Origin of the sequence: Corynebacterium poyangense (genome assembly GCF_014522205.1) — a bacterium.
GTDB lineage: Bacteria > Actinomycetota > Actinomycetes > Mycobacteriales > Mycobacteriaceae > Corynebacterium > Corynebacterium poyangense.
This window is the reverse complement of sequence record NZ_CP046884.1, coordinates 2,251,067-2,270,177: the sequence shown is the minus strand read 5'-3', so window position 1 is coordinate 2,270,177 and position 19,111 is coordinate 2,251,067. Positions and strand designations below refer to the sequence as shown.

At 54.2% G+C, this 19,111-nt stretch carries 18 protein-coding genes and 1 pseudogene; 12 read left to right on the top strand and 7 right to left on the bottom strand.

Annotated features, from left to right (window positions below; translation table 11 throughout):
- Nucleotides 1-30 precede the first annotated feature (30 nt).
- Nucleotides 31-480, top strand: a complete 450-nt coding sequence (locus tag GP475_RS10795; RefSeq protein ID WP_187974370.1) for a hypothetical protein — start codon at nucleotides 31-33, stop codon at nucleotides 478-480.
- Nucleotides 477-1,375: pseudogene (locus GP475_RS12685) on the top strand (oxygenase MpaB family protein). Before GP475_RS10795 ends, GP475_RS12685 begins: the two are co-directional and overlap by 4 nt.
- Nucleotides 1,376-1,439: 64 nt before the next feature.
- Here the strand turns inward: GP475_RS12685 and GP475_RS10785 are convergent.
- The 6 genes from GP475_RS10785 to GP475_RS10760 all read right to left on the bottom strand — a co-directional run bounded on the left by GP475_RS10785 (nucleotide 1,440) and on the right by GP475_RS10760 (nucleotide 9,287).
- Entirely contained in the window at nucleotides 1,440-3,023 is a 1,584-nt protein-coding gene (locus GP475_RS10785; protein ID WP_187974369.1) for a succinic semialdehyde dehydrogenase, read from the bottom strand.
- Nucleotides 3,024-3,065: 42 nt separating this feature from the next.
- On the bottom strand, nucleotides 3,066-3,722 hold the full coding sequence (locus tag GP475_RS10780) for an oxygenase MpaB family protein (RefSeq protein WP_187974368.1): 657 nt from the start codon (nucleotides 3,720-3,722) through the stop codon (nucleotides 3,066-3,068).
- 163 nt (nucleotides 3,723-3,885) lie between these two features.
- Entirely contained in the window at nucleotides 3,886-7,746 is a 3,861-nt protein-coding gene (locus GP475_RS10775) for a Pls/PosA family non-ribosomal peptide synthetase (protein WP_187974367.1), read from the bottom strand.
- Nucleotides 7,747-7,895: 149 nt separating this feature from the next.
- Nucleotides 7,896-8,354 (bottom strand): MarR family winged helix-turn-helix transcriptional regulator, encoded by a 459-nt coding sequence (locus GP475_RS10770; protein ID WP_187974366.1) that lies wholly within the window; start codon nucleotides 8,352-8,354, stop codon nucleotides 7,896-7,898.
- 48 nt (nucleotides 8,355-8,402) lie between these two features.
- A complete protein-coding gene (locus tag GP475_RS10765) occupies nucleotides 8,403-8,693 on the bottom strand; it encodes a rhodanese-like domain-containing protein (protein ID WP_187974365.1) in 291 nt (96 codons plus the stop codon).
- Nucleotides 8,694-8,801: 108 nt separating this feature from the next.
- Nucleotides 8,802-9,287, bottom strand: coding sequence for a GNAT family N-acetyltransferase (locus tag GP475_RS10760; RefSeq protein ID WP_187974364.1), 486 nt, complete (start codon nucleotides 9,285-9,287; stop codon nucleotides 8,802-8,804).
- Nucleotides 9,288-9,500: 213 nt separating this feature from the next.
- Between GP475_RS10760 and GP475_RS10755 the strand changes: the two genes are divergently transcribed.
- Nucleotides 9,501-10,412, top strand: coding sequence for a glycosyltransferase (locus GP475_RS10755; protein ID WP_262485184.1), 912 nt, complete (start codon nucleotides 9,501-9,503; stop codon nucleotides 10,410-10,412).
- 80 nt (nucleotides 10,413-10,492) lie between these two features.
- Here GP475_RS10755 and GP475_RS10750 read toward each other — a convergent pair whose 3' ends face one another.
- Complete coding sequence (locus GP475_RS10750; RefSeq protein ID WP_187974362.1) at nucleotides 10,493-10,969, bottom strand: inorganic diphosphatase; 477 nt, start codon at nucleotides 10,967-10,969, stop codon at nucleotides 10,493-10,495.
- Nucleotides 10,970-11,061: 92 nt separating this feature from the next.
- On the opposite strand from GP475_RS10750, the gene dacB reads away from it, so the two are divergent.
- From dacB to GP475_RS10705, 9 genes are read left to right on the top strand one after another with little or no spacing between them, the layout of a single operon-like run.
- Entirely contained in the window at nucleotides 11,062-12,363 is a 1,302-nt protein-coding gene (gene dacB, locus GP475_RS10745; RefSeq protein ID WP_187974361.1) for a D-alanyl-D-alanine carboxypeptidase/D-alanyl-D-alanine endopeptidase, read from the top strand.
- Nucleotides 12,363-13,286: a tRNA lysidine(34) synthetase TilS gene (gene tilS, locus GP475_RS10740; protein WP_187974360.1), complete on the top strand. Its 924-nt coding sequence runs from the start codon at nucleotides 12,363-12,365 to the stop codon at nucleotides 13,284-13,286. Before dacB ends, tilS begins: the two co-directional genes overlap by 1 nt.
- A gap of 45 nt (nucleotides 13,287-13,331) precedes the next feature.
- Nucleotides 13,332-13,919, top strand: a complete 588-nt coding sequence (hpt, locus tag GP475_RS10735) for a hypoxanthine phosphoribosyltransferase (protein WP_187974359.1) — start codon at nucleotides 13,332-13,334, stop codon at nucleotides 13,917-13,919.
- Nucleotides 13,920-13,931: 12 nt separating this feature from the next.
- Nucleotides 13,932-16,337, top strand: a complete 2,406-nt coding sequence (gene ftsH / locus GP475_RS10730; protein ID WP_187974358.1) for an ATP-dependent zinc metalloprotease FtsH — start codon at nucleotides 13,932-13,934, stop codon at nucleotides 16,335-16,337.
- The gene (gene folE / locus GP475_RS10725) at nucleotides 16,327-16,902 is read left to right on the top strand and encodes a GTP cyclohydrolase I FolE (RefSeq protein WP_187974357.1); all 576 of its coding nucleotides are present in this window, start codon (nucleotides 16,327-16,329) and stop codon (nucleotides 16,900-16,902) included. The genes ftsH and folE overlap by 11 nt, the downstream gene beginning before the upstream one ends.
- Nucleotides 16,903-17,769: a dihydropteroate synthase gene (gene folP / locus GP475_RS10720; RefSeq protein WP_187974356.1), complete on the top strand. Its 867-nt coding sequence runs from the start codon at nucleotides 16,903-16,905 to the stop codon at nucleotides 17,767-17,769.
- The gene (folB, locus tag GP475_RS10715; RefSeq protein ID WP_187974355.1) at nucleotides 17,762-18,139 is read left to right on the top strand and encodes a dihydroneopterin aldolase; all 378 of its coding nucleotides are present in this window, start codon (nucleotides 17,762-17,764) and stop codon (nucleotides 18,137-18,139) included. Before folP ends, folB begins: the two co-directional genes overlap by 8 nt.
- A gap of 5 nt (nucleotides 18,140-18,144) precedes the next feature.
- A complete protein-coding gene (gene folK / locus GP475_RS10710; protein WP_187975919.1) occupies nucleotides 18,145-18,645 on the top strand; it encodes a 2-amino-4-hydroxy-6-hydroxymethyldihydropteridine diphosphokinase in 501 nt (166 codons plus the stop codon).
- Nucleotides 18,642-19,109 (top strand): DUF3180 domain-containing protein, encoded by a 468-nt coding sequence (locus GP475_RS10705; RefSeq protein ID WP_187974354.1) that lies wholly within the window; start codon nucleotides 18,642-18,644, stop codon nucleotides 19,107-19,109. The genes folK and GP475_RS10705 overlap by 4 nt, the downstream gene beginning before the upstream one ends.
- The last annotated feature ends 2 nt before the right edge of the window (nucleotides 19,110-19,111 follow it).

Sequence of the window (19,111 nt, the reverse complement as noted above, 5' to 3'; positions counted from 1 at the left end):
GCACGATTTGATAAGGACCAAGCAAAGTGGGTGTTGAATGTTGAAAACACTCTCGATGGTCAACAGTCTGAATTGGCGGCTGATGTCATCATCATTGTTACCGGAACCGGGACCGTGGACAAGATCTATGATCTCCACAATCGAGAATTTGATCTCACCCACGCTCATCTCCATCAAGGAGTAGAGCCCATCGGTCTTCCCAATATTCTCGTGGTTGATAGCCCAGAACCGGAAATGACCGGGCTCTTTAGCTACCCGCTCAATGTCATTGAAGCTAAAGCAGATCATTCACAGCGATATGTGCGTCAACTTGAAGTCGCCGGACCGGGACAACTTACAGTGAACCGTTCCTATTGGCCAGCAGCGATCCCAGTTCGACGCAAAACCATTGCGGATCTTCGCGAAATCCCCGCAAAATCTCATGACTTTACTGCTCTAACGCAGAAGAACAGCACGAAGAAGGAAGGTAAAAAGGCATGACTACTGCAGAACAGACACAGCATGACCAAGAATCAGATTCCTACCTAGTCCAGGGGGTTGATGAAAACCTTTCCAAACTAGGGCCGCACTCTATCCTCTGGCAGCGTTTCGGGGACTGGCGTTCTCTTTTCGCTGCAGTTCTAGCCGGAACATTGCAGGTGACCCAAAAGGACATCAGCCGTGCCCTAGTTCAGCATTCAAATTTCTTTGACAATGAGGTTGGACACCTAGTGCGCTCAGCGTTCCCGATCATCCGAGCTGTGTACGAAGACGAAGATGTGGGAGCAATGATTCGTGATTTCCACCGGGAGATTAAAGGTACCCATACCGATGGTTCCCGCTATCACTCCATGAATCCTGAACCGTACTACTGGGCTCACGCTACTTTCGTGCTGATGCCCTTTGCCCTGGTGGGGAAATTCAACCCACCGCTGAGTGCGGCGGAAAAGAGCAACTCTTCCAGGAGTCCCGTACCTGGTATTCCTACTATGAGGTGGCTGAGACTAAGAACGCCCCCAAGAATTACCCAGAGTTTGAGGCCTATGTTTGTGATTTCATGAATAATAACCTCAAGCAGACAGAGACTTTTTCGCGTTCCAGAATTGTTCGCAAGCTAGATATTGATCCACTGATTGACGCTATTCCACATTGGCTCTGGAAACCCATCGCGCCTGTGACACTTGGCCTATTGGTGTGGGTAACCACCGGTCTCTTGCTGCAGAATCTGCGAGACGAATACGGCTGGAACTGGACTAAATCGGACCAAATCCGGTTCTTCCTGTTCTCTCGTGTCGTCTGCGGTATATTCGCCGTCCTGCCGCGTCGGGTGCGCATGGTTCCGATTGCTGAGCGTGCGTTCCGTAAGGCAGAAGCCTCCGAAGCTGCCAAGAACTAAAACCTCATACTAAAGCCCTCCCGATCATAGTCGGGAGGGCTTTAGTGCTGCGCCTGAATCAAACTTAGGGAAGGAGGTGTAATTTTTTCCCTAGCTTGAGGGCAGAAACCATCACTTTGGCATAGGTTTTACGAGAAATCCCCGCTGGGCCTCGCATGGAGAGCCACCGCTGCTCAGCAACATTTCGGGCCTCGGTGTACTTCAACAATCCATCCGGCCCGTGCCGTCGAGACATTCCGGATTGTTTCATTCCACCTAGAGGTGAGGACACGGTTGCCCAGGTGGCAGCATAACCGTCATTAATTCCGACGCCACCGGCCATCAACTGGGACGCGATAGAGCGACCGGTTTCTGGTCGAGCAAACACGCACGCATTAAGCCCGTAGGAAGTGTTATTGGCCTTCTCTACTGCTTCCGCTATGTTGTTGACTTTCTCAATAAACACCACGGGACCAAAAACCTCCTCAGTCTTCAGTCGGGCATCGTCAGGTACGTCGACTAAGACGGTGGGCTCATAGAAATAGGGGCCAAGATCCGGGCGAGCTTTGCCGCCGCACACCACGGTGGCGCCTTTCTCCCGGGCGTCGGACACAAAATCTTCAACCCGTAGGAGCTGGGCGGCGTTGATGAGGGATCCCATATCGATATTCCAGTCAAAGCCTGGGCCAAGTTTCATATTCTTCACGGCGGCGACAAAACCGTCTAAGAATCGTTGATAGACACCGGCTTCAACATAGATTCTTTCGATAGAGACGCATAATTGGCCGCTATTGGAGAAGCAGGCACTCGGTGCTTCAGCGATGACGTGTTGGATATCGGCATCGGCGGTAATAATCATCGGGTTTTTGCCGCCTAATTCGGCTGAATACCCAATGAGTCTCTCACCGGCAGTACGGCCTAAGATCCGGCCGGTAGCAGTAGAACCGGTGAACATGAGGTAATCGCAACGCTGCGAAATAGCGCCACCAACCACCGGACCATCACCGGTAACAACTTGCATGAGGTCACGAGGAAGCCCAGATTCATAGAGCAAATACAGCACTGACAGCGCTGAGAATGGCGTATTGTGATCTGGTTTTGCGACCACCCCGTTGCCTGCTAAGAGCGCTGGAATAGCGTCGGAAATGCCCAGCGCCAGGGGATAATTCCAGGGACTGATCTGTCCCACAACACCCACCGGGGAGCGCTGGAGTTCGCTTTGAGTCACTACCGGAAGCGCCCCGGGGCGGGATTGAGCTGCCAATAATTTTGGTGCCTGGTTAGCGTAGTAGCGGGCATTAATCGCTACGTCCATGACTTCATCCAGGGCTGAAGCTCGATTCTTCCCGGTTTCTAATTGGACAATGTCCATGAGCAGCTCACGGTTGGCAAGAACCCGATCATGGAAATCGCGGAATATTCGGGCTCGGTCGCGGGGGGAGGTCTGCGCCCATGAGCGTTGTGCCGTGCGGGCTAGGTCAAAGGCGCGCTCGACGTCTCCCTCGTCGCCCATATATGTCCACCCGATGACCTCCCCGCTAAAAGCGGAACGGACTTCCTGGCGGGGAGCCTCCTCCGGATGAGGGCGCTTGAGATTAGCACACAGCCCTAGATACTTCTTGATCAGGTTGGCGGGAAGTTTCTGCTGCTTATTAAGACGTTCTGCCATGGAGAAAACCTTATTTTCAAAAACGGGAAGAAGGGTAGTGGGTTATTGTACCTGGCCAATCGGCTTGCGTTGGCCTTTGTCATCGAACATGTGGCTTTTTGCCATGAGGTCACGGCCGGGGTTCATATTGCGCTCCAAGATGGTGTCATTAACTTCCTTGATGTACGTCATCAAGTCCGGGTAATTGTCAATGACTGGACGCTCAGACATGCCGTATTTATCCCACCACGTCACGCTTTCACGAACAATCTGATCCCGCTGTTCTGCGGTAAACGGCTCGCCAAAGAGGTCTTGGGTGCGAATAACGCGGTAGACGAAGGTGGCGTGAGCCCAGTAGTAGATGCTGGGGTTCAGCGAGTGATAGCGCTCCCCATTGCGCAAGTGCCTGTGGATATTCTTGTGGTAGTCACGGATTCGGGTGCCCAGAGGGTGATCTTGATCCCGATACATCAGTTCGATCATCTGCGGGGTGGAACGCTCTAAGCGTGCGAAAGGCTCGTCGAAGAGTTTGGAGTGATCCAGCAGTGCTTGCCCAATAGCCGGATGCATATTCTGCATGATGCCGGTGTAACCACGCATCAGTTGAATACGGCTATCAGCCCCATAGCGCCACAGTAACGAATCCACTCCTAGGGGTGCACGCTTGAGTTCCCGCTTAGGAGCAGTATCTTTGGGGTCAGGAACGGGAGGACTAGTCATCTGATCAGGAATTTTTGAGTATCCGCTGCTCAGAATAGTGATTTGAGCAACAATTAACAATTTGCTTAAGGTGGGATCACAGGACATTGTGTGTGAGAAACATAAAGCAAACCGTAGCTGGGCGGAAAGGTCAAAGCGCAGTGACTGCTGAAGAAAACAGTTTTTAAGATTCCGGTTCTATCGGGTTGCCGTGCCATCGTGTATGGGCAGGAACATCGTCTCCCCGCATAACCAAGGAGCCGGGTGCAATAGTTGCACCTTCACCAATTCGTGCAGCGGGAAGAATAACTGAGTGTGCAGCCAGGGTGGCCCCATCGGCAAGGACAACCTCATCGAGGCTCATTATCCGATCATGAAAAAGATGGGTTTGGACCACTGTCCCCGGCCCTACCGTGGCGCCGTCGCCGATGTGGCACAAATCAGTTTCGGGAAGCCAGTAGCTTTCAATCCACGCGCCGCGGCCAATATCGGCGCCGAGGAGACGCAGCGCCAGGTTGTGTTCGGCAGTGCCGAGCGTATGGTGGAAAAACCAGGGAGCGGCGACGGATTCGATAAAGGCATCTTGGAGTTCATTAAGCCACACGAAGGAACTAAAGAGTGGGTGTTCGCCGGGGTGGTGACGGCCGACGCAGACCCACTTGGCGATAATGGCTAGCCCAACGGCGAAGGCTCCTACCAGCATGAGGACAACTCCGCCAAGAAACAGTGCGGGCCAGAAACCGGCGTGGCGAAGAAGCAGATAGTAGATGCCTAGGACGAAGCCCAAGCATAGGGCATGAGACATAGTGGCGCTTAATCTTAAGGTTTCAATCGCGCCGCGAGCGGCTTTGAGCTGTAATCCTGGCTGGTAGGTGCGGGTTTCGGTAGATTGAGCACTCACCTGAGACCGACGCATCCGCTCCGGTGGGGACCCTAACCAGTTAGATCCCGCCTTCGCCTTCAGCGGGGTAGAGGACTGCACCGCTACCAGGGAGTTTTTCCTCAGTTTCCGGCCCGGTGAGGTGATTCCAGAATTCCCGACAAATGAGCGTTTCCCGATGCGTGTATGCCCAGCCCGGATCCAGCCACCGCCTAGTTCATATCCGCCAATGAGGGTGTCATCGGCAAGAAAGGCACCGGCTTTGATCTCGGTGAGTGAAGGGATCATTAACGCCGTAGATACCTCCACGTTCGGGCCGACTTTCGCCCCTAGCGAACGAATCCACCACGGGGTCAGTTGCCCGGCGTAGAGCGGGAAGAGCGTGGTGCGGGCTTCGTCCATGAGTCTCCCGATGACCCAGAGTTGCCAACCGCCTCGGGAACGTACCGGGGTGATGCCTGGTTTGAGTCCTAAGGAAAGGAGCCTGACTGCGATCCAGGTTTGGGCCATAGAAACTGCGAAGGTAAAAAGTCCGCCGAGCGGGGCAAAAACTATCGCGGAGCCGGGGAGGTTCCAGGGAGAGTGGGAACCTAACCACAGGCAGAGCATGATTCCGGCGCCGATGGCGATGAGGTTTTGACAGGAGAGAGCCAAAGAGCTCAGACCGTAGAGCCATACCCAGTATGTTCGCCGGGGCGGGCGATGATCTGGGAAGCGATGCCGGGACCGGCCTACTTTGGCCGCCGGGGAGCCAGCCCAGCGAGATCCCTTCTTCATCGGGCGCGTGCCATGAAGAGTTGATCCAGCTTCTAGGTGGGCGTCGGGTCCCACAATGGCGCCAGGAAGCAAAGTGGAGCGAGTACCAATCCGGGCATTCGTACCCACGGTAATTGGTCCGACGTGCAGCACATCCCCATCTAACCAATAGCCACGTAGGTCTACTTCAGGTTCGATGGCGCAATAGCGCCCTAAGCGGAGCATACCGGTTACCGGGGGAAGGGAATGAAGATCAACTCCTTTCCCTACCCGGGCACCGAGCAGCCTTGCGTAGTAATTTACCCAGGTGGCTCCGGCAATAGTCCGTGAACCGGAGGCATCAGCCCAGCGTTCAGCAGCCCAGATCCGAAGATGCACGCTACCGCCGCGCGGATAACTGCCGGGGGTTATGCGGTGGGTTAAGAGGCGAGCACCCCAGGCGCCCAGGGGGACCCGGCCGATGGGGGTGGCAAAAAGAATCAGCATGAAAAGCACTGCCCACAGTGGATAGCCTGGGGCCCACGGAGCCCCCAGATAGGAAGCGAGTGTGAGTAAAGCCATCAGCCACGCTAGGTAGGGAGTAGCAGCTAAGGTCATGATGGGGAGCTGGATGAGGCTTTGGGTGAGACGAGAAGAACGGGGAACTGGACGGACGTGTCGAGGCGGAGGTGGCGGGGCGGAAAGGGAATCTAGAAACTGGGCCAGTGCACCTAATCGAGGCCGATCATAAAGATCCCGTACGGCGATGGTCGGGATACGCTTTCTGATCTGGGCTACCACGTTGGCGGCAGCTAAGGATGTTCCCCCCAAGGTGAAGAAATCATCGTGGGGAGTAGGCAGGGAGATCGCGAGAACCTCAGACCACAACTCCGCTAGCCACTGTTCCGTGGCAGTGAACTCAACATCATGCGGAACCTCAGTTGTCTGAGGTAGCGGCCAGGGGAGGGCTTTAGTATCAACCTTGCCGGATGTCGTAACCGGAAGTTGATCTAAAACAGCAATGCGCGGAACGAGAGCAGCCGGCATCGTGGATGCTAAGTGCGTTGCGGCGGCGGGGCGGTCAAACCCTAGCTCTGGTTCTGTTAATGACACATAAGCCACGAGGACCTTTTCCCCACCCCCGGTCTGTTGAACCGTTACCGCAGCAGAGCGAACGTTATCTAGGGCCGCAACTTGGGCTTCGACTTCACCCAGTTCAATTCGGCGCCCACCAATTTTTACTTGGTCATCGACTCTCCCCACAAATTCAATACCGGCATCTCCCAACCGGACATGATCGCCTGAGCGATAAGCCCGCTGCCATCCTAAAAACGGCGCCGGAGCATACTTTTCGGCATCCTTCTCTGGGTCAAGGTAGCGGCCAAGCCCTACTCCGCCAATTATGAGTTCTCCGGTTTCCCCAGGAGCAACCGGACGTCCAGACGGGTCGATGATCGCTAGATCCCATCCGGCGAGAGGGTAACCGATGGTGACAGGTTGACCGGGAAGAAGTCGGGCGCCGCAGGCTACCACGGTTGTTTCGGTGGGGCCGTAGGTGTTCCACACCTCTCGGTCAGCGGTAGCTAACCTGTCCACCAGGTCTTTCGGACATGCTTCCCCGCCGACGATGAGAAGGCGAACATGGGATAACGCCTCATCGGGCCACAACCCCACCAGAGTCGGAACGGTGGAAACGACAGTTATGCCGTGGCTGATGAGCCACGGACCTAAATCCATTCCAGAGCGCACTAAGGAACGAGGGGCAGGCACCAAACAAGCGCCGTGGCGCCACGCGAGCCACATTTCCTCACACGAGGCATCGAAAGCAACCGACAGCCCGGCGAGAACCCGGTCATCGGGGCCGAGCGGTCCCCCTGGAGAATCCTGAAGAAACCACTGAGCTTCAGCATCGACGAAAGCAGCCGCGCTGCGGTGAGATACCGCTACCCCCTTGGGCTTCCCCGTGGAACCAGAGGTAAAAATAATCCAGGCTTCGTCGGAAGGGGAGGGGAGGCGGTGAGGACATGTTGGCGTCGAACCTAACCGGGATGTGGGGTGAAACCCCGAATCATCAATTATTCCCTCGACTGCGGCCTCATAGAACACTAGCCGGGCGCGGTCATCGGGATCATCAGCATCAACCGGAACATAGGTGGCGCCGCACATCAGCACCGCTAAGATACTCAAGTACAAGTGGCGCTGACCAGAAGAAACCCGGATTCCTACCCGGCAACCAGACGTTATTCCGGCAGCTTGAAGTTCTTTAGCTCGATGCTGGATCTGATCCCACATTTCGGCATAGGTAAGAACTTCTTTGCCGTCATCAAGTGCTGCGGCTTCGGGAAAATTCCTCACCGTGGTGTGCAAAATATCAAGTAGGGTGCGCGGTGGGGGAGCCTCAGCGCTACGTAATAACTGTGGATCCGGCATGAAATCAGTCCCTGGAAGTCCCCTCAAACCAATGTGTCCTGGGATTAGTGTACAAAGTCATAGGTTAGCCGGATCACCTATCGGGCACCACCGCTAGGAAACACGCGCCTACCCCCAGGTTGGTACTAGAGGTAAAGGCTGCGGGAATCCTAGGCGTCTTGTTCTCCTCGAATAACGGCTTTGGCTAGCTTTCGCAGGTGTTTGCGCTGTTTAGCTTTAGAATCATCGAGCGCTCTTTCCTCTGCCTGGCGTACCGCGGCACTTAGTTCAGGCTCAGCCGCTCGGCCCTCGGTAGTGCAATACAAAATCCGACGCCGTCGATCAGTAGGGTCAGGTTCACGCTGAACAAACTTCTTTTCCTCTAAAGAATCAATGAGGTTAACCAAGTCCGAAGGGTCAATACCTAGTTTTTGAGCAACGGTGACCTGAGAAGTGCCATCTTCTTCCACAAGACACACCAGCACCCAATACTCACGAAGGGTCAGTCCATAACGAGTGAGTTCGGTGTCCACCTCCTCGCGGAGGCGACGACGTACTCGCTCGGTTTGGAAACTGGCAGAGCGAAGTAAGGTAGCGGGGATCTGTGAAAGCTGAGAGGAAGCACCCATGACATCAATCTAACCAGTCACCGGGTCTACCGGGTGGTGTTCCAGAGACTATTCCATGGGTAACCCGGCGGATTTCCACGCATCTGTTCCGCCGTCAACGTTATAAATAGTGGCTTGAGTAGCGTGATCTAAATACTCCGCTACCTGCGCTGATCGCCCACCTGATTTGCAAATAACATAAATATCGCGGTCAGTGTCGAGAGAATCAAGATGGCTGGTGAATTCACTCATCGGGATGCTGCGAGCACCTTGAGCATGGCCGCTTTGATACTCATCCGGTTCACGAACATCAATCAGTTGGGCATCGCTAGGAACATCATGAACAGTGCAAATCTTCATGGTGTTCGATCCTAGCTATCGCCACCTTTAAACGCTGCCCATTTAGGGGGAAATTTTTGGGGAAAATTCCCGACGCCACACGCTGCTGCGGGAAGAAGCCGAAGCGTTTTAGTAGCGCTGTAGGGCCTCTCCGCTGAGCCGGAACGTGTTCCACTCAGTCAGTGGAACAGCTCCGAGGCTGCGATAAAACTCGATAGCCGGCGTGTTCCACGTCAAAACACTCCACTCCACTCGGTTATAGCCGTTGGTGGTTGCCAGATGGGCCAGGTGTGTGAGCAGCGCTTTCCCTTTTCCGGTGCCGCGGGCTTCGGGTCGGACAAATAAGTCCTCCAGGTATATGCCGTGGGTTCCCTCCCAGGTGGAGAAATTAAGGAACCAGAGTGCAAATCCATCTATGCGGTGAGAGCTAGTGGGTTCAGCTTCGGCAACACAGACAAAAACCGAAGGATGGGGGCCGAAAAGTTGCTCGCTGAGTTTTTCCTCAGTAAGTTTCACCGCGTCCGGTTCTTTTTCATAGGCTGCGAGGTCTTTGATAAGACTGAGGATTTCCGGGATATCTGCTTGCTCTGCATTCCTGATCACGGGGGTCGTCATGGCTCTAAGTCTTAGCACGTTGAGAGTCGGTAGCGACACTCCTAGCTCCGTTTCTTCTTCTCGGCGTTGCGGTAGGCGGTGCGAAGGCGCGTCCCGCTACTTCTCTCCGGAACTAAACTAGTTTTTAAAGAACGCTATTTACTTATTTGCCAGTCATAATAGTAAAATATCTATGTCTTAAAGCTAAGATATATGAGGTCTAGGGAGTATCTCGTGGGAAATAATGATGTCGTAATAGATGTAATGCTGCCTTATTACGGCGATGTCGATTTAATGAAGAAAGCGGTAGCCAGCGTCTGTGCTCAGCACTATCAACACTGGCGTCTCGTCGTTATTGATGACGGTTACCCCAGCCCTGAGCCAGAGCGCTATCTTAACGAGTTAGCCTCCCAGGATCCCCGTGTTCACTATCTGCGAAATTCGGAAAACCTCGGCGCCAATGCCAATTATCGCAAGGCTCTTGACCTGGTCGAAGCTCCCTTTTTCATCATGATGGGAGCTGATGACATCATGCTGCCTAACTACTTAGACGTGGTCGCGGAAGCTTTTTCTCAGCACCCCGAGGTTGAAGTTATCCAACCAGGAGTAAGCACCATTAATGAACACGGAATAGCCATCACTGCTATGCCGGACCGAATTAAAAAACTCTGCGCCCCACGGCACCGTTCCCCCGTCATGGAGCTGCGCGGAGAAGATCTCGCGGTGTCTCTCCTCCGCGCTAACTGGACCTACTTCCCCTCCCTGGCTTGGCGCAGCAGCACAGTTAAAAGTATTGGTTTCCGAATAGACTTCGATGTGGTCCAAGACCTCGCTCTTCTTCTCGATATTGCTACCCAAAGCCAACACAAAAATCTCTTAGTTCTTGATGAGCTGGCTTTCCTCTATCGCCGACACGGAGGATCAGATTCTATGACCAAGGCCCTCACCGGTGAGCGTTTTGATGAAGAGCGACGTTTCTTCCGCTGGCAAGCGCGCCGATATAAAGACCTCGGTTGGACTAGGGCTAGTCGGGCAGCCAGCGCACACTTCACCTCTCGGCTTAATGCCCTCAACCTTATGATCCAGGCACTTAAGCAGAGGCAGTTCAAGCCTCTAATCCGGTTAGGGCAGCATGTATTGACATAGGTGAGGGGGGAGTCGCGTCGGGCGTTGGGGGATAAAAAAGGACCTTCCCAGGCTGGGAAGGTCCTGTCTTCGTGCGGGGATTAGTGCTGATAGCGCTGTACCGCTTCAGCCAGAATGCGCTCGGCATCTTCTTTGCCTGCCCATCCTGAGCCGTGCACTTCCTTACCTGGCTCCAAGTCCTTGTAGTGGACAAAGAAGTGCTCAATTTCATCTTTGATGTGTCCGGCTACGTCATCAATGTCTTGGATGTGTTCATAGCGAACATCATCAATAACGCATAAGAGTTTGTCATCTCCGCCAGCTTCATCGGTCATCTTAAAAACTCCGACGGGGCGGGCTTTGACAATCACCCCTGGAAATAGGGGCTCCGGCAGGATCACCAAAGCATCCATGGGATCACCGTCTTCGCCCAAGGTACGGTCAATAAACCCATAATCTGCTGGATAAGCCATCGGAGTAAACAAGTAGCGATCCAAATAAACCTTGCCGGTTTCGTGATCTACTTCGTACTTATTTCGAGAACCCTTGGGAATTTCAATGGTGACTTCCACGCTCATGCGTCACGTACTCCTAACAATAAACCTGTGGGATGTTGTAGAAACCGCCCCATAGTCTACCCGTGTCTTCTCACCGCGCTACTCTGTGAACAATGAGCAAGTCAAAATTGTGGTGGGTGAGCGTTGTCGCGGCCTCGGCGGTGGTGGTTAGCGTCGGGGGAACGGGTGCCTACGCCCAGTTGCAGTATGCCGGCTTGCAGCATGAAGAACCTTTTCACCTGGCTGAGCCCAGTGACCATGACTTAGTGGTTCCGGCTTTGGCGCCGGGTTCTCAGACTGATACGGATAATACGCAATTAGCTGCTCGACTTGCTGCTTTGGCAGAAAAACGTCAAGCTGATCTGGGTTCTTTTGGGGCGCAGGTTACTGACGCCACGACGGGAGAAGTGGTGTGGGAGCTTAACCCAGATCAGGCCCTTCGCCCAGCTTCCTCAACGAAGCTTCTGACCGCTGCCGCAGCCATTATGGCGCTGGGTGGACAAGACCGAGTAGAAACCACGGTGGTTCGGGGCGATAAACCAGGGACGGTGGTGATTAAAGCTGCCGGAGACGTGGGGTTGACGAAAAAACAAATCGCTGATTTAGCTAGTCAACTAGGTGATGGCATCACCACCGTGTTGATTGACACCTCAGTGTGGCCTGGGGAAAAGATGTTAGCGGGCTGGAATGAGCAAGATATTGACGCGGGATTTATTGCACCCATGGAGCCGGCGATGTTGTATGGAGCCAGAATAGGTGCGACGACCGGCGATGTGCCGAGGTCTCACACTCCGGCGTTAGATGTGGCTAAGGCTTTAGCCCAAGCAGTGGGGGCGAAGAACTCGGGTGAAGGCGTAGCCCCGGCGGATGCCGAAGTACTAGCGAAAACCTCCTCGGACACGTTGGCAGAACGCCTCCATACGTTGATGTTGTACTCCGATAACGTCATGGCTGAGGCTTTAGGTCGGGAAATCGCTTTGTCTCAAGGAAAACCAGGCACCGCACAAGGGGCAACCACTGCCACGTTAGATATTCTTAGCGCGCACGGTTTTGATGTCAGCGGGATAAAGATTAATGACAGTTCTGGGTTGTCAGTGGATAACCGGATTACTCCGACGCTACTTAATTCCATTATTGACCGGGCAGTTCAGGATGATGAATTACGGGATTTGCTCAGCGCTTTGCCGGTAGCGGGCGGTGAAGGGACGCTGGAACAGCGCTTTGTTGGGGAATCTGCACGGGGACTGCTGAGAGCAAAAACGGGGACTTTAACTGAGACTTCTGCGTTGGTGGGGACGGTGACGGGGAGTAATAACCACATCTATACTTTTGGGATGTTAAGTAATGGGGCTGAGGTGGAATCCCAGCGCGCCGCATTGGATGCATTGGCGTCAACGCTGAGGGATGCCGAATAATGGACACAGCGAAGGGCGACAATTTTGGGGTTTGTCGCGCGGCGGTGAAGAGGGCGTGGAAAAAAGCTCCCAGTGACAACATCACGATTGCCTTGTCAGGGGGACCGGATTCTCTAGCTTTAGTTATGGCTATGTCGGCGGAAGGGATCCCGGCCCGAGTCGCCATTGTGGACCACGGATTACAACAATTAAGTGACAAGGTGGCTACCCATGCCCAAGCCCAGGCACGACGCTTGGGCTATGAGGCAGAAGTAATTCGCCTGAGACTAGACCCGAGGGCGAGCAATATGGAAGCTCGAGCCAGGCAGGCTCGCTACCAAGCATTAAGAGACCACTCCCAGGGCGGAGATATTTGGGTCGGACATACCGCTGATGACCAGGCGGAAACCCTGTTGCTAGGGGCATTGCGGGGTAACCCCAGTGGGATGAAATTTCGGGAGGGGGATATTGTGCGTCCCTTATTAACCATCCGGCGTTCCAATACCATTGCAGCGTGTTATGAACGTGGTTTTGTCAGCTGGCGTGATCCGCATAATGACCAGACTACTTTCCGACGGGTAGCAATTCGTCACCAAGTGATTCCCCTATTACGCACCATTTGTCAGGGTGATCCCATTCCTGCGCTGGCTATGACCGCAGAAAAACTTGCCGAGGACTGTGAGTATCTTGATGCGCAGGTTCCAGAATTGACCTCATCATGTCAAGAGCTAGCGGAACTGGCGCCGGCTCTGAGGCGTCGCACTATCGCTCAGTGGTTGCGGGAACATGGCGCTGAGGTGACTACTGCCGCCATTAAGGGGGTAGAGGAGATGTGCGTGAATTGGCGCGGACAGGGGCCGGTGGCGGTGGGCGGGACCAGCGCTTACCGGTTGGTAGTGCAACGCAAAAAGGGGTATTTAGAGACTTCCACCGAGCCCCGATGAAGGATGTGGCAAACTGTCTCTGTCGAAGCAGAAAGGGTCACGATAATGCATGACACAAAGGATTATGACGTTCCCCCGCATCGCTATGGAGATGATGTTGAGGCGGTTCTCATTAGCGAAGTTGAACTGCAGAAACGGATCAAAGACATGGCGCATCGGGTGTCTGAGGAGTATGCCGATGCCGAAGATGACGTCATTTTGGTGTGCGTATTAAAAGGCGCAGTGCTATTCCTGACTGATTTTGCTCGGGCCTTAGATATTCCTACCCAAATTGAATTTATGGCGGTGTCAAGTTACGGCAACTCCACGACCTCGTCTGGGGTGGTGCGGATCTTGAAGGACTTGGATCGCGATATTAGTGGGCGCGACGTCATTATCGTGGAAGATATTATCGACTCCGGGTTGACGTTGTCCTGGTTGTTGAAAAATCTTAAGAATCGGAACCCACGGAGCCTTCGAGTCGTTACTCTATTGCGGAAACCAGAAGTTCAAAAAGCAAAAATTGAGCTTTTTGACTGCGGCTTCGACATTCCCAATGAGTTTGTGATCGGGTATGGGCTTGATTATGCCGAGCGCTACCGTGACCTACCCTTTGTGGGAACCCTGCACCCTCGTGTCTACTCCGGAAACTGACGAACGGATTCCATGAAAACCAAGAAGATCCTCCAAATCGGCCTCATTGCGGCGGTTGCGCTGGTGGGCCTTTTCGCGTTTAGCCTGCTCAGTGATGATGCCCGTACCTTTAACAAGGTTGACACATCCGTGGCGATGCAACAGCTACAGGATAAAAATGTGGCTAAAGTCCAGATCGATGATCGAGAACAACGGTTGCGGCTGACGTTACGCCATCCGATCTCGGTTGATGAGCGGGATAATGTTAGCCAGATCATCACTCAATATCCGGCGCGTGCGGCACAATCCGTGCTTGATTCCGTCGCGCAGTCCGGGGCTGATTCCTATGACACTAACGTCACCCGGGAAAGCTTCCTCATGTCCACCCTGGGATTTGTGCTGCCCATGGTGTTGGTTTTCGGGCTCTTGATGTTCCTCTTTTCGCGGATGCAAGGCGGTGGGATGTTTGGATTCGCTGGAAACCGGGCAAAAGAACTCACCAAGGACATGCCCACCAACACCTTTGAAGACGTGGCTGGTGCTGACGAAGCTGTTGATGAACTCCAGGAAATTAAAGACTTCTTGGAAGATCCCACCCGCTATCACGAACTGGGAGCGAAAATCCCCCGAGGAGTGCTGCTTTATGGGCCGCCCGGAACGGGTAAAACCTTGCTGGCTCGGGCAGTGGCTGGAGAAGCTGGGGTTCCGTTCTACTCCATCTCAGGTTCTGACTTCGTAGAGATGTTTGTGGGTGTGGGTGCCTCCCGGGTCCGTGATCTGTTCAAACAAGCGCGTGAAAATAGTCCCTGCATCATCTTTGTTGATGAAATTGATGCCGTGGGGCGGCAGCGTGGTTCCGGCATGGGTGGCGGACATGATGAGCGTGAACAAACCCTCAACCAGCTCCTGGTGGAGATGGACGGCTTCGGTGACCGCGAAGGCGTCATTTTGATGGCAGCGACTAACCGGCCCGATATTCTGGATCCTGCGTTGTTGCGTCCGGGTCGTTTTGATCGGCAAATTCCGGTATCTAACCCGGACTTGGCGGGGCGTGAAAAGATTCTTGAGGTTCATGCTAAAGGCAAACCATTAGGTCCAGATGCTGATCTCAAATCCTTAGCCAAACGCACCGCGGGGATGTCTGGAGCGGATCTTGCCAATGTGCTTAATGAAGCAGCACTGCTTACCGCCCGCGTGGGTGGCAATGTGATTACCGCCGACGCTCTTGAGGAAGCTACCGACCGGGTTATTGGTGGGCCGCGTCGTTCCTCCAAGATCATTTCTGAAAAGGAAAAGAAAGTAACTGCCTATCACGAAGGCGGGCACACCCTTGCTGCCTGGGCGATGAAGAACATTGAACGGGTCTACAAGGTTACTATCTTGGCGCGTGGACGCACCGGTGGTCACGCCATGACTGCCCAAGAAGATGATAAAGGAATGTATAACCGGGATGAGCTGTATGCTCGGCTGGTTTTTGCTATGGGCGGACGTGCCGCCGAAGAACTCGTCTTTGGTGAGCCCACTACCGGAGCTTCAGCAGACATTGAACAAGCCACCAAGATTGCTCGAGCCATGGTGACTGAGTACGGAATGTCTCCCACCTTGGGAACCGTGAAATACGGTGAAGAGCAGGGAGATCCTTTCTCTATGCGAGGGGCTGGTGGGACCTTGGATTATTCTCCAGCTATTGCGGAAAAAATTGATCAGCAGGTTCATTTCCTGTTGGATTCCGCGCATTATCAGGCTTATCAGTTGCTGTATCGCTACCGGGACCACTTGGATAAGTTGGCCGAGAAACTCTTAGAAAAAGAGACTTTGCGACGTCCTGACTTGGAAGCCTTGTTTAAAGACATCATCCCAGAGGAGCCGGGCGATGTCTTCCCCGGTGAAAATGATCGTTTCCCCCGGATGGCTGGGCGGGAACCGGTACAAACACCGGTGGAAATTGCGAAGGAACGCGGGGAAGAACCACCTAAGCGGTTCTCGCTTCTCGAAGCCTCTCAAGCTGCCAGAGCTCAGCGTCTTGCTGAGAAGAAAGAAGCTGATGCCCAGAATCGGATCCCTCAACCAGTTCGGGATTTTGCTAGCCAGAGTCAGGGCAAGCACCGTTATCCGGGGAGTCGTGATTCTTCCCCACACCAGGATTATTATGGGACAACTCCGCCGCCGAAGGATTGGACTGCGCCGGGGTGGCCTCCGGTAAGTCCGGCGAAGGAAGATACCCAGGAGATGCAGGTCATCCGGGATGATGCCCAGAAACCTCAGAGTCAACAACCGACACCGGAGCTTCGGGGTTTCCGGTTTCCGGAGAATGAGCAACCAGATCACCCGGAGCGAGACTCCTCAGAGACAGCGCCGGAGGAACGGCCGGGAACCTTAGAAGCGCCGGTGGATCCGGAAGGAACCACTCCCGGTGAAAGTGGGAGAAATGAGCACTGAGGTTGATAAGCCCAGGATTGAGCGGGCGGTTCGGGAAATCCTCTTTGCTATTGGTGAGGATCCAGACCGGGAGGGTTTGCAAGAAACACCAGCGCGTGTTGCCCGCGCCTATGAAGAAGTCTTTGCCGGGCTGCACTGTGACCCGACGGAGGTGTTGGGGAAAACCTTTGATGAAAGCCACGAAGAACTGGTGTTGGTGCGCGATATTCCCATCTATTCCACCTGTGAACATCACCTTGTGCCCTTCTTTGGGCACGCCCATATTGGCTATATTCCCGGGGATGATGGTGCAGTGACCGGGCTTTCTAAATTAGCTCGACTAGTGGACCTCTATGCCAAAAGACCGCAGGTTCAGGAACGACTGACCCGTCAAGTTGCTGATGCTTTGATGGAGAAACTCGACGCCCGGGCGGTCATTGTGGTGATTGAGTGCGAACACTTGTGCATGGCTATGCGGGGAATCCGAAAACCGGGAGCAGTGACCACAACTTCAGCGGTGCGTGGAGGGTTCTTGAGATCAGCCGCATCGAGGGCTGAGGTTCTAGCGCTAATTCGAGGGAAATAAATGACTCCGGCGAGCTGCCTTGATGATCTCAGTATCCCAGGACGAACCCTGGTCATGGGTATTTTGAATGTCACCGAGGACTCCTTTTCCGATGGTGGACAATACCTCGATATCGATGCTGCCTTAGCTCATGCCCGAACCTTGGTGGCTGAAGGGGCAGACATGATTGATGTGGGAGGTGAATCTACTAGACCGGGGGCAACTCGAGTTCCCGGCGACGTAGAAAAGGCTAGGGTGACTCCCGTTATTCAAGCTTTACATGAGGAAGGGATCCGCACCAGCGTGGACACCATGCGAGCGAGCGTTGCAGAAGCTGCAGTGATCGCCGGGGTGGACATGATTAATGACGTGTCTGGTGGACTTGCTGATCCGGATATGCTTCGGGTCATGGCGCAGTCCCAACGGCCAGTCTGTCTTATGCATTGGAAAACAGTGCGATTTGGGGATGCTGCTGGACGGGCCACGCCAGAAAATGATGACGTGGTTCAGGATGTGATGACCACCCTGCAGCAATTGGTGGATAAGGCCCTCACAGCGGGGGTAAGGGAAAACGCTATCGTCTTAGACCCGGGCTTAGGTTTTGCTAAGTCCGCAACCGACAATTGGGCGCTATTAGGGGCTCTTCCAGAGTTTATCGCTGGCCCGTATCCCATGCTCGTAGGTGCCTCACGCAAAAGATTCCTAAGTGCGGTGCGCCAAGCTCGAGGCTTAGCACATTCCCCAGTCGATGCTGATCCGGCGACCGCAGCAGTCACCACTTTGTCAGCACATATAGGCGCCTGGGGTGTCAGAGTCCACGACGTCGCAGTATCTCGCGACGCCGTCGATGTGGCTGCCGCCTGGACCCAGGGAAGGAACTATGGCTGATCGGATTGAACTTAAAGGCTTAAGATGCTACGGCTACCACGGGGTTTTCCTAGAAGAGAAACGCTGTGGCCAGGAATTCATTGTGGATGCTACGTGCTGGGCGGATTTATCTCAGGCTGCGGCGAGTGATGATCTTCAGGATACGATCAACTACGCGGAGCTAGCGGAGCTCATCTATGACATTGTTAGTGGTCCCCCGTGTGATCTTATTGAAACCGTAGCGGCAACTATTGCAGAGCACGCCATGCAGCGTTTCCCTCACCTTCATGCCATTGAAATCGCGGTGCATAAACCCCACGCTCCGATTCCCCGGGAATTCCAGGATGTTGCCGTGGTAGCCCGCCGATCCCGGAAAGGGATGAGGACATGAGCCCTATCCGCGCTGTGCTTTCTATTGGGTCAAATTTAGATGATCGACGCCAATTACTGAGGAGCGTAGTAGATGATTTTCAGCGCTCCGGGGAATTGGTGGCAGCCTCTCCCATTTATGCCACTCCGCCTTGGGGGGTTGCGGAGCAATCCGAATTCCTAAACGCTGTTCTAATCGTGGAGGTTGATCTCACCCCCAGGGAATTGTTACGGAGATGCCAGCGGTTAGAGAATGAGGCGGGTCGGCGTCGGACTCACAAGTGGGGGCCGCGAACCTTGGATGTCGATATTATTCAGGTGCATATTGCCGCCGGGGAGGAAATTGTGAGCACAGACCCTGAGTTGATTTTGCCGCATCCTTGGGCGCAGGATCGTGCTTTTGTGTTAGTACCCTGGTTGGCAGTAGACCCCCAGGCGCGCCTAGGTGGAAAAGCGGTCAGTGACGTGGTGAAACAGCTCCCAGAAGAAGACGTGCGTGGTGTGGTGCTAGCGAAGGAGGAATCATGAACCCAACCTCCTATGGTGCCTTAGCTGGCGTTGCTGTCTTCTGCGCTGCTGCGGCTGCGATTCTGACCTGGAGATTTTATGGATTGTTACCGCCAGTGCCGATGAGTGTGGGAATAACATTAGGCCTCATAGCAGTGATTTGTGTCGTGCTCGCCGTGAAAATCCGAGCCCGCTTAAAAGATGGCCGAATTGGTCAAGATCGGAGCCAACTCAATCCGATCACCGCCTCGCAGTTCTTGGTGATTGGGAAAGCTTCGGAATGGACCGGAGCGATCCTGGGCGGTGCGTATCTGGGGATGGGGCTGTACGTCCTGCCAAACTCCGCGACGCTCCTTGCCGCCGCAGATGACCGCCCCGCGGTGCTGGCCGCAATTATTGGTTCTCTTGCTCTGTGTGCTGCCGGAATCTATTTAGAGCGCTCCTGTCACCTCCCGCCTCCCACAGATAGTGAGACAGTCGGGTAAAT

What these genes read in the sequence shown, in the direction of transcription:
- GP475_RS10785 (WP_187974369.1), bottom strand. Translation starts at nt 3,023, where the DNA reads ATGGCAGAACGTCTTAATAAGCAGCAGAAACTTCCCGCCAACCTGATC.
- GP475_RS10780 (WP_187974368.1), bottom strand. Translation starts at nt 3,722, where the DNA reads ATGACTAGTCCTCCCGTTCCTGACCCCAAAGATACTGCTCCTAAGCGG.
- GP475_RS10775 (WP_187974367.1), bottom strand. Translation starts at nt 7,746, where the DNA reads ATGCCGGATCCACAGTTATTACGTAGCGCTGAGGCTCCCCCACCGCGC.
- GP475_RS10770 (WP_187974366.1), bottom strand. Translation starts at nt 8,354, where the DNA reads ATGGGTGCTTCCTCTCAGCTTTCACAGATCCCCGCTACCTTACTTCGC.
- GP475_RS10765 (WP_187974365.1), bottom strand. Translation starts at nt 8,693, where the DNA reads ATGAAGATTTGCACTGTTCATGATGTTCCTAGCGATGCCCAACTGATT.
- GP475_RS10760 (WP_187974364.1), bottom strand. Translation starts at nt 9,287, where the DNA reads ATGACGACCCCCGTGATCAGGAATGCAGAGCAAGCAGATATCCCGGAA.
- GP475_RS10750 (WP_187974362.1), bottom strand. Translation starts at nt 10,969, where the DNA reads ATGAGCGTGGAAGTCACCATTGAAATTCCCAAGGGTTCTCGAAATAAG.
- dacB (WP_187974361.1), top strand. Translation starts at nt 11,062, where the DNA reads ATGAGCAAGTCAAAATTGTGGTGGGTGAGCGTTGTCGCGGCCTCGGCG.
- tilS (WP_187974360.1), top strand. Translation starts at nt 12,363, where the DNA reads ATGGACACAGCGAAGGGCGACAATTTTGGGGTTTGTCGCGCGGCGGTG.
- hpt (WP_187974359.1), top strand. Translation starts at nt 13,332, where the DNA reads ATGCATGACACAAAGGATTATGACGTTCCCCCGCATCGCTATGGAGAT.
- ftsH (WP_187974358.1), top strand. Translation starts at nt 13,932, where the DNA reads ATGAAAACCAAGAAGATCCTCCAAATCGGCCTCATTGCGGCGGTTGCG.
- folE (WP_187974357.1), top strand. Translation starts at nt 16,327, where the DNA reads ATGAGCACTGAGGTTGATAAGCCCAGGATTGAGCGGGCGGTTCGGGAA.
- folP (WP_187974356.1), top strand. Translation starts at nt 16,903, where the DNA reads ATGACTCCGGCGAGCTGCCTTGATGATCTCAGTATCCCAGGACGAACC.
- folB (WP_187974355.1), top strand. Translation starts at nt 17,762, where the DNA reads ATGGCTGATCGGATTGAACTTAAAGGCTTAAGATGCTACGGCTACCAC.
- GP475_RS10705 (WP_187974354.1), top strand. Translation starts at nt 18,642, where the DNA reads ATGAACCCAACCTCCTATGGTGCCTTAGCTGGCGTTGCTGTCTTCTGC.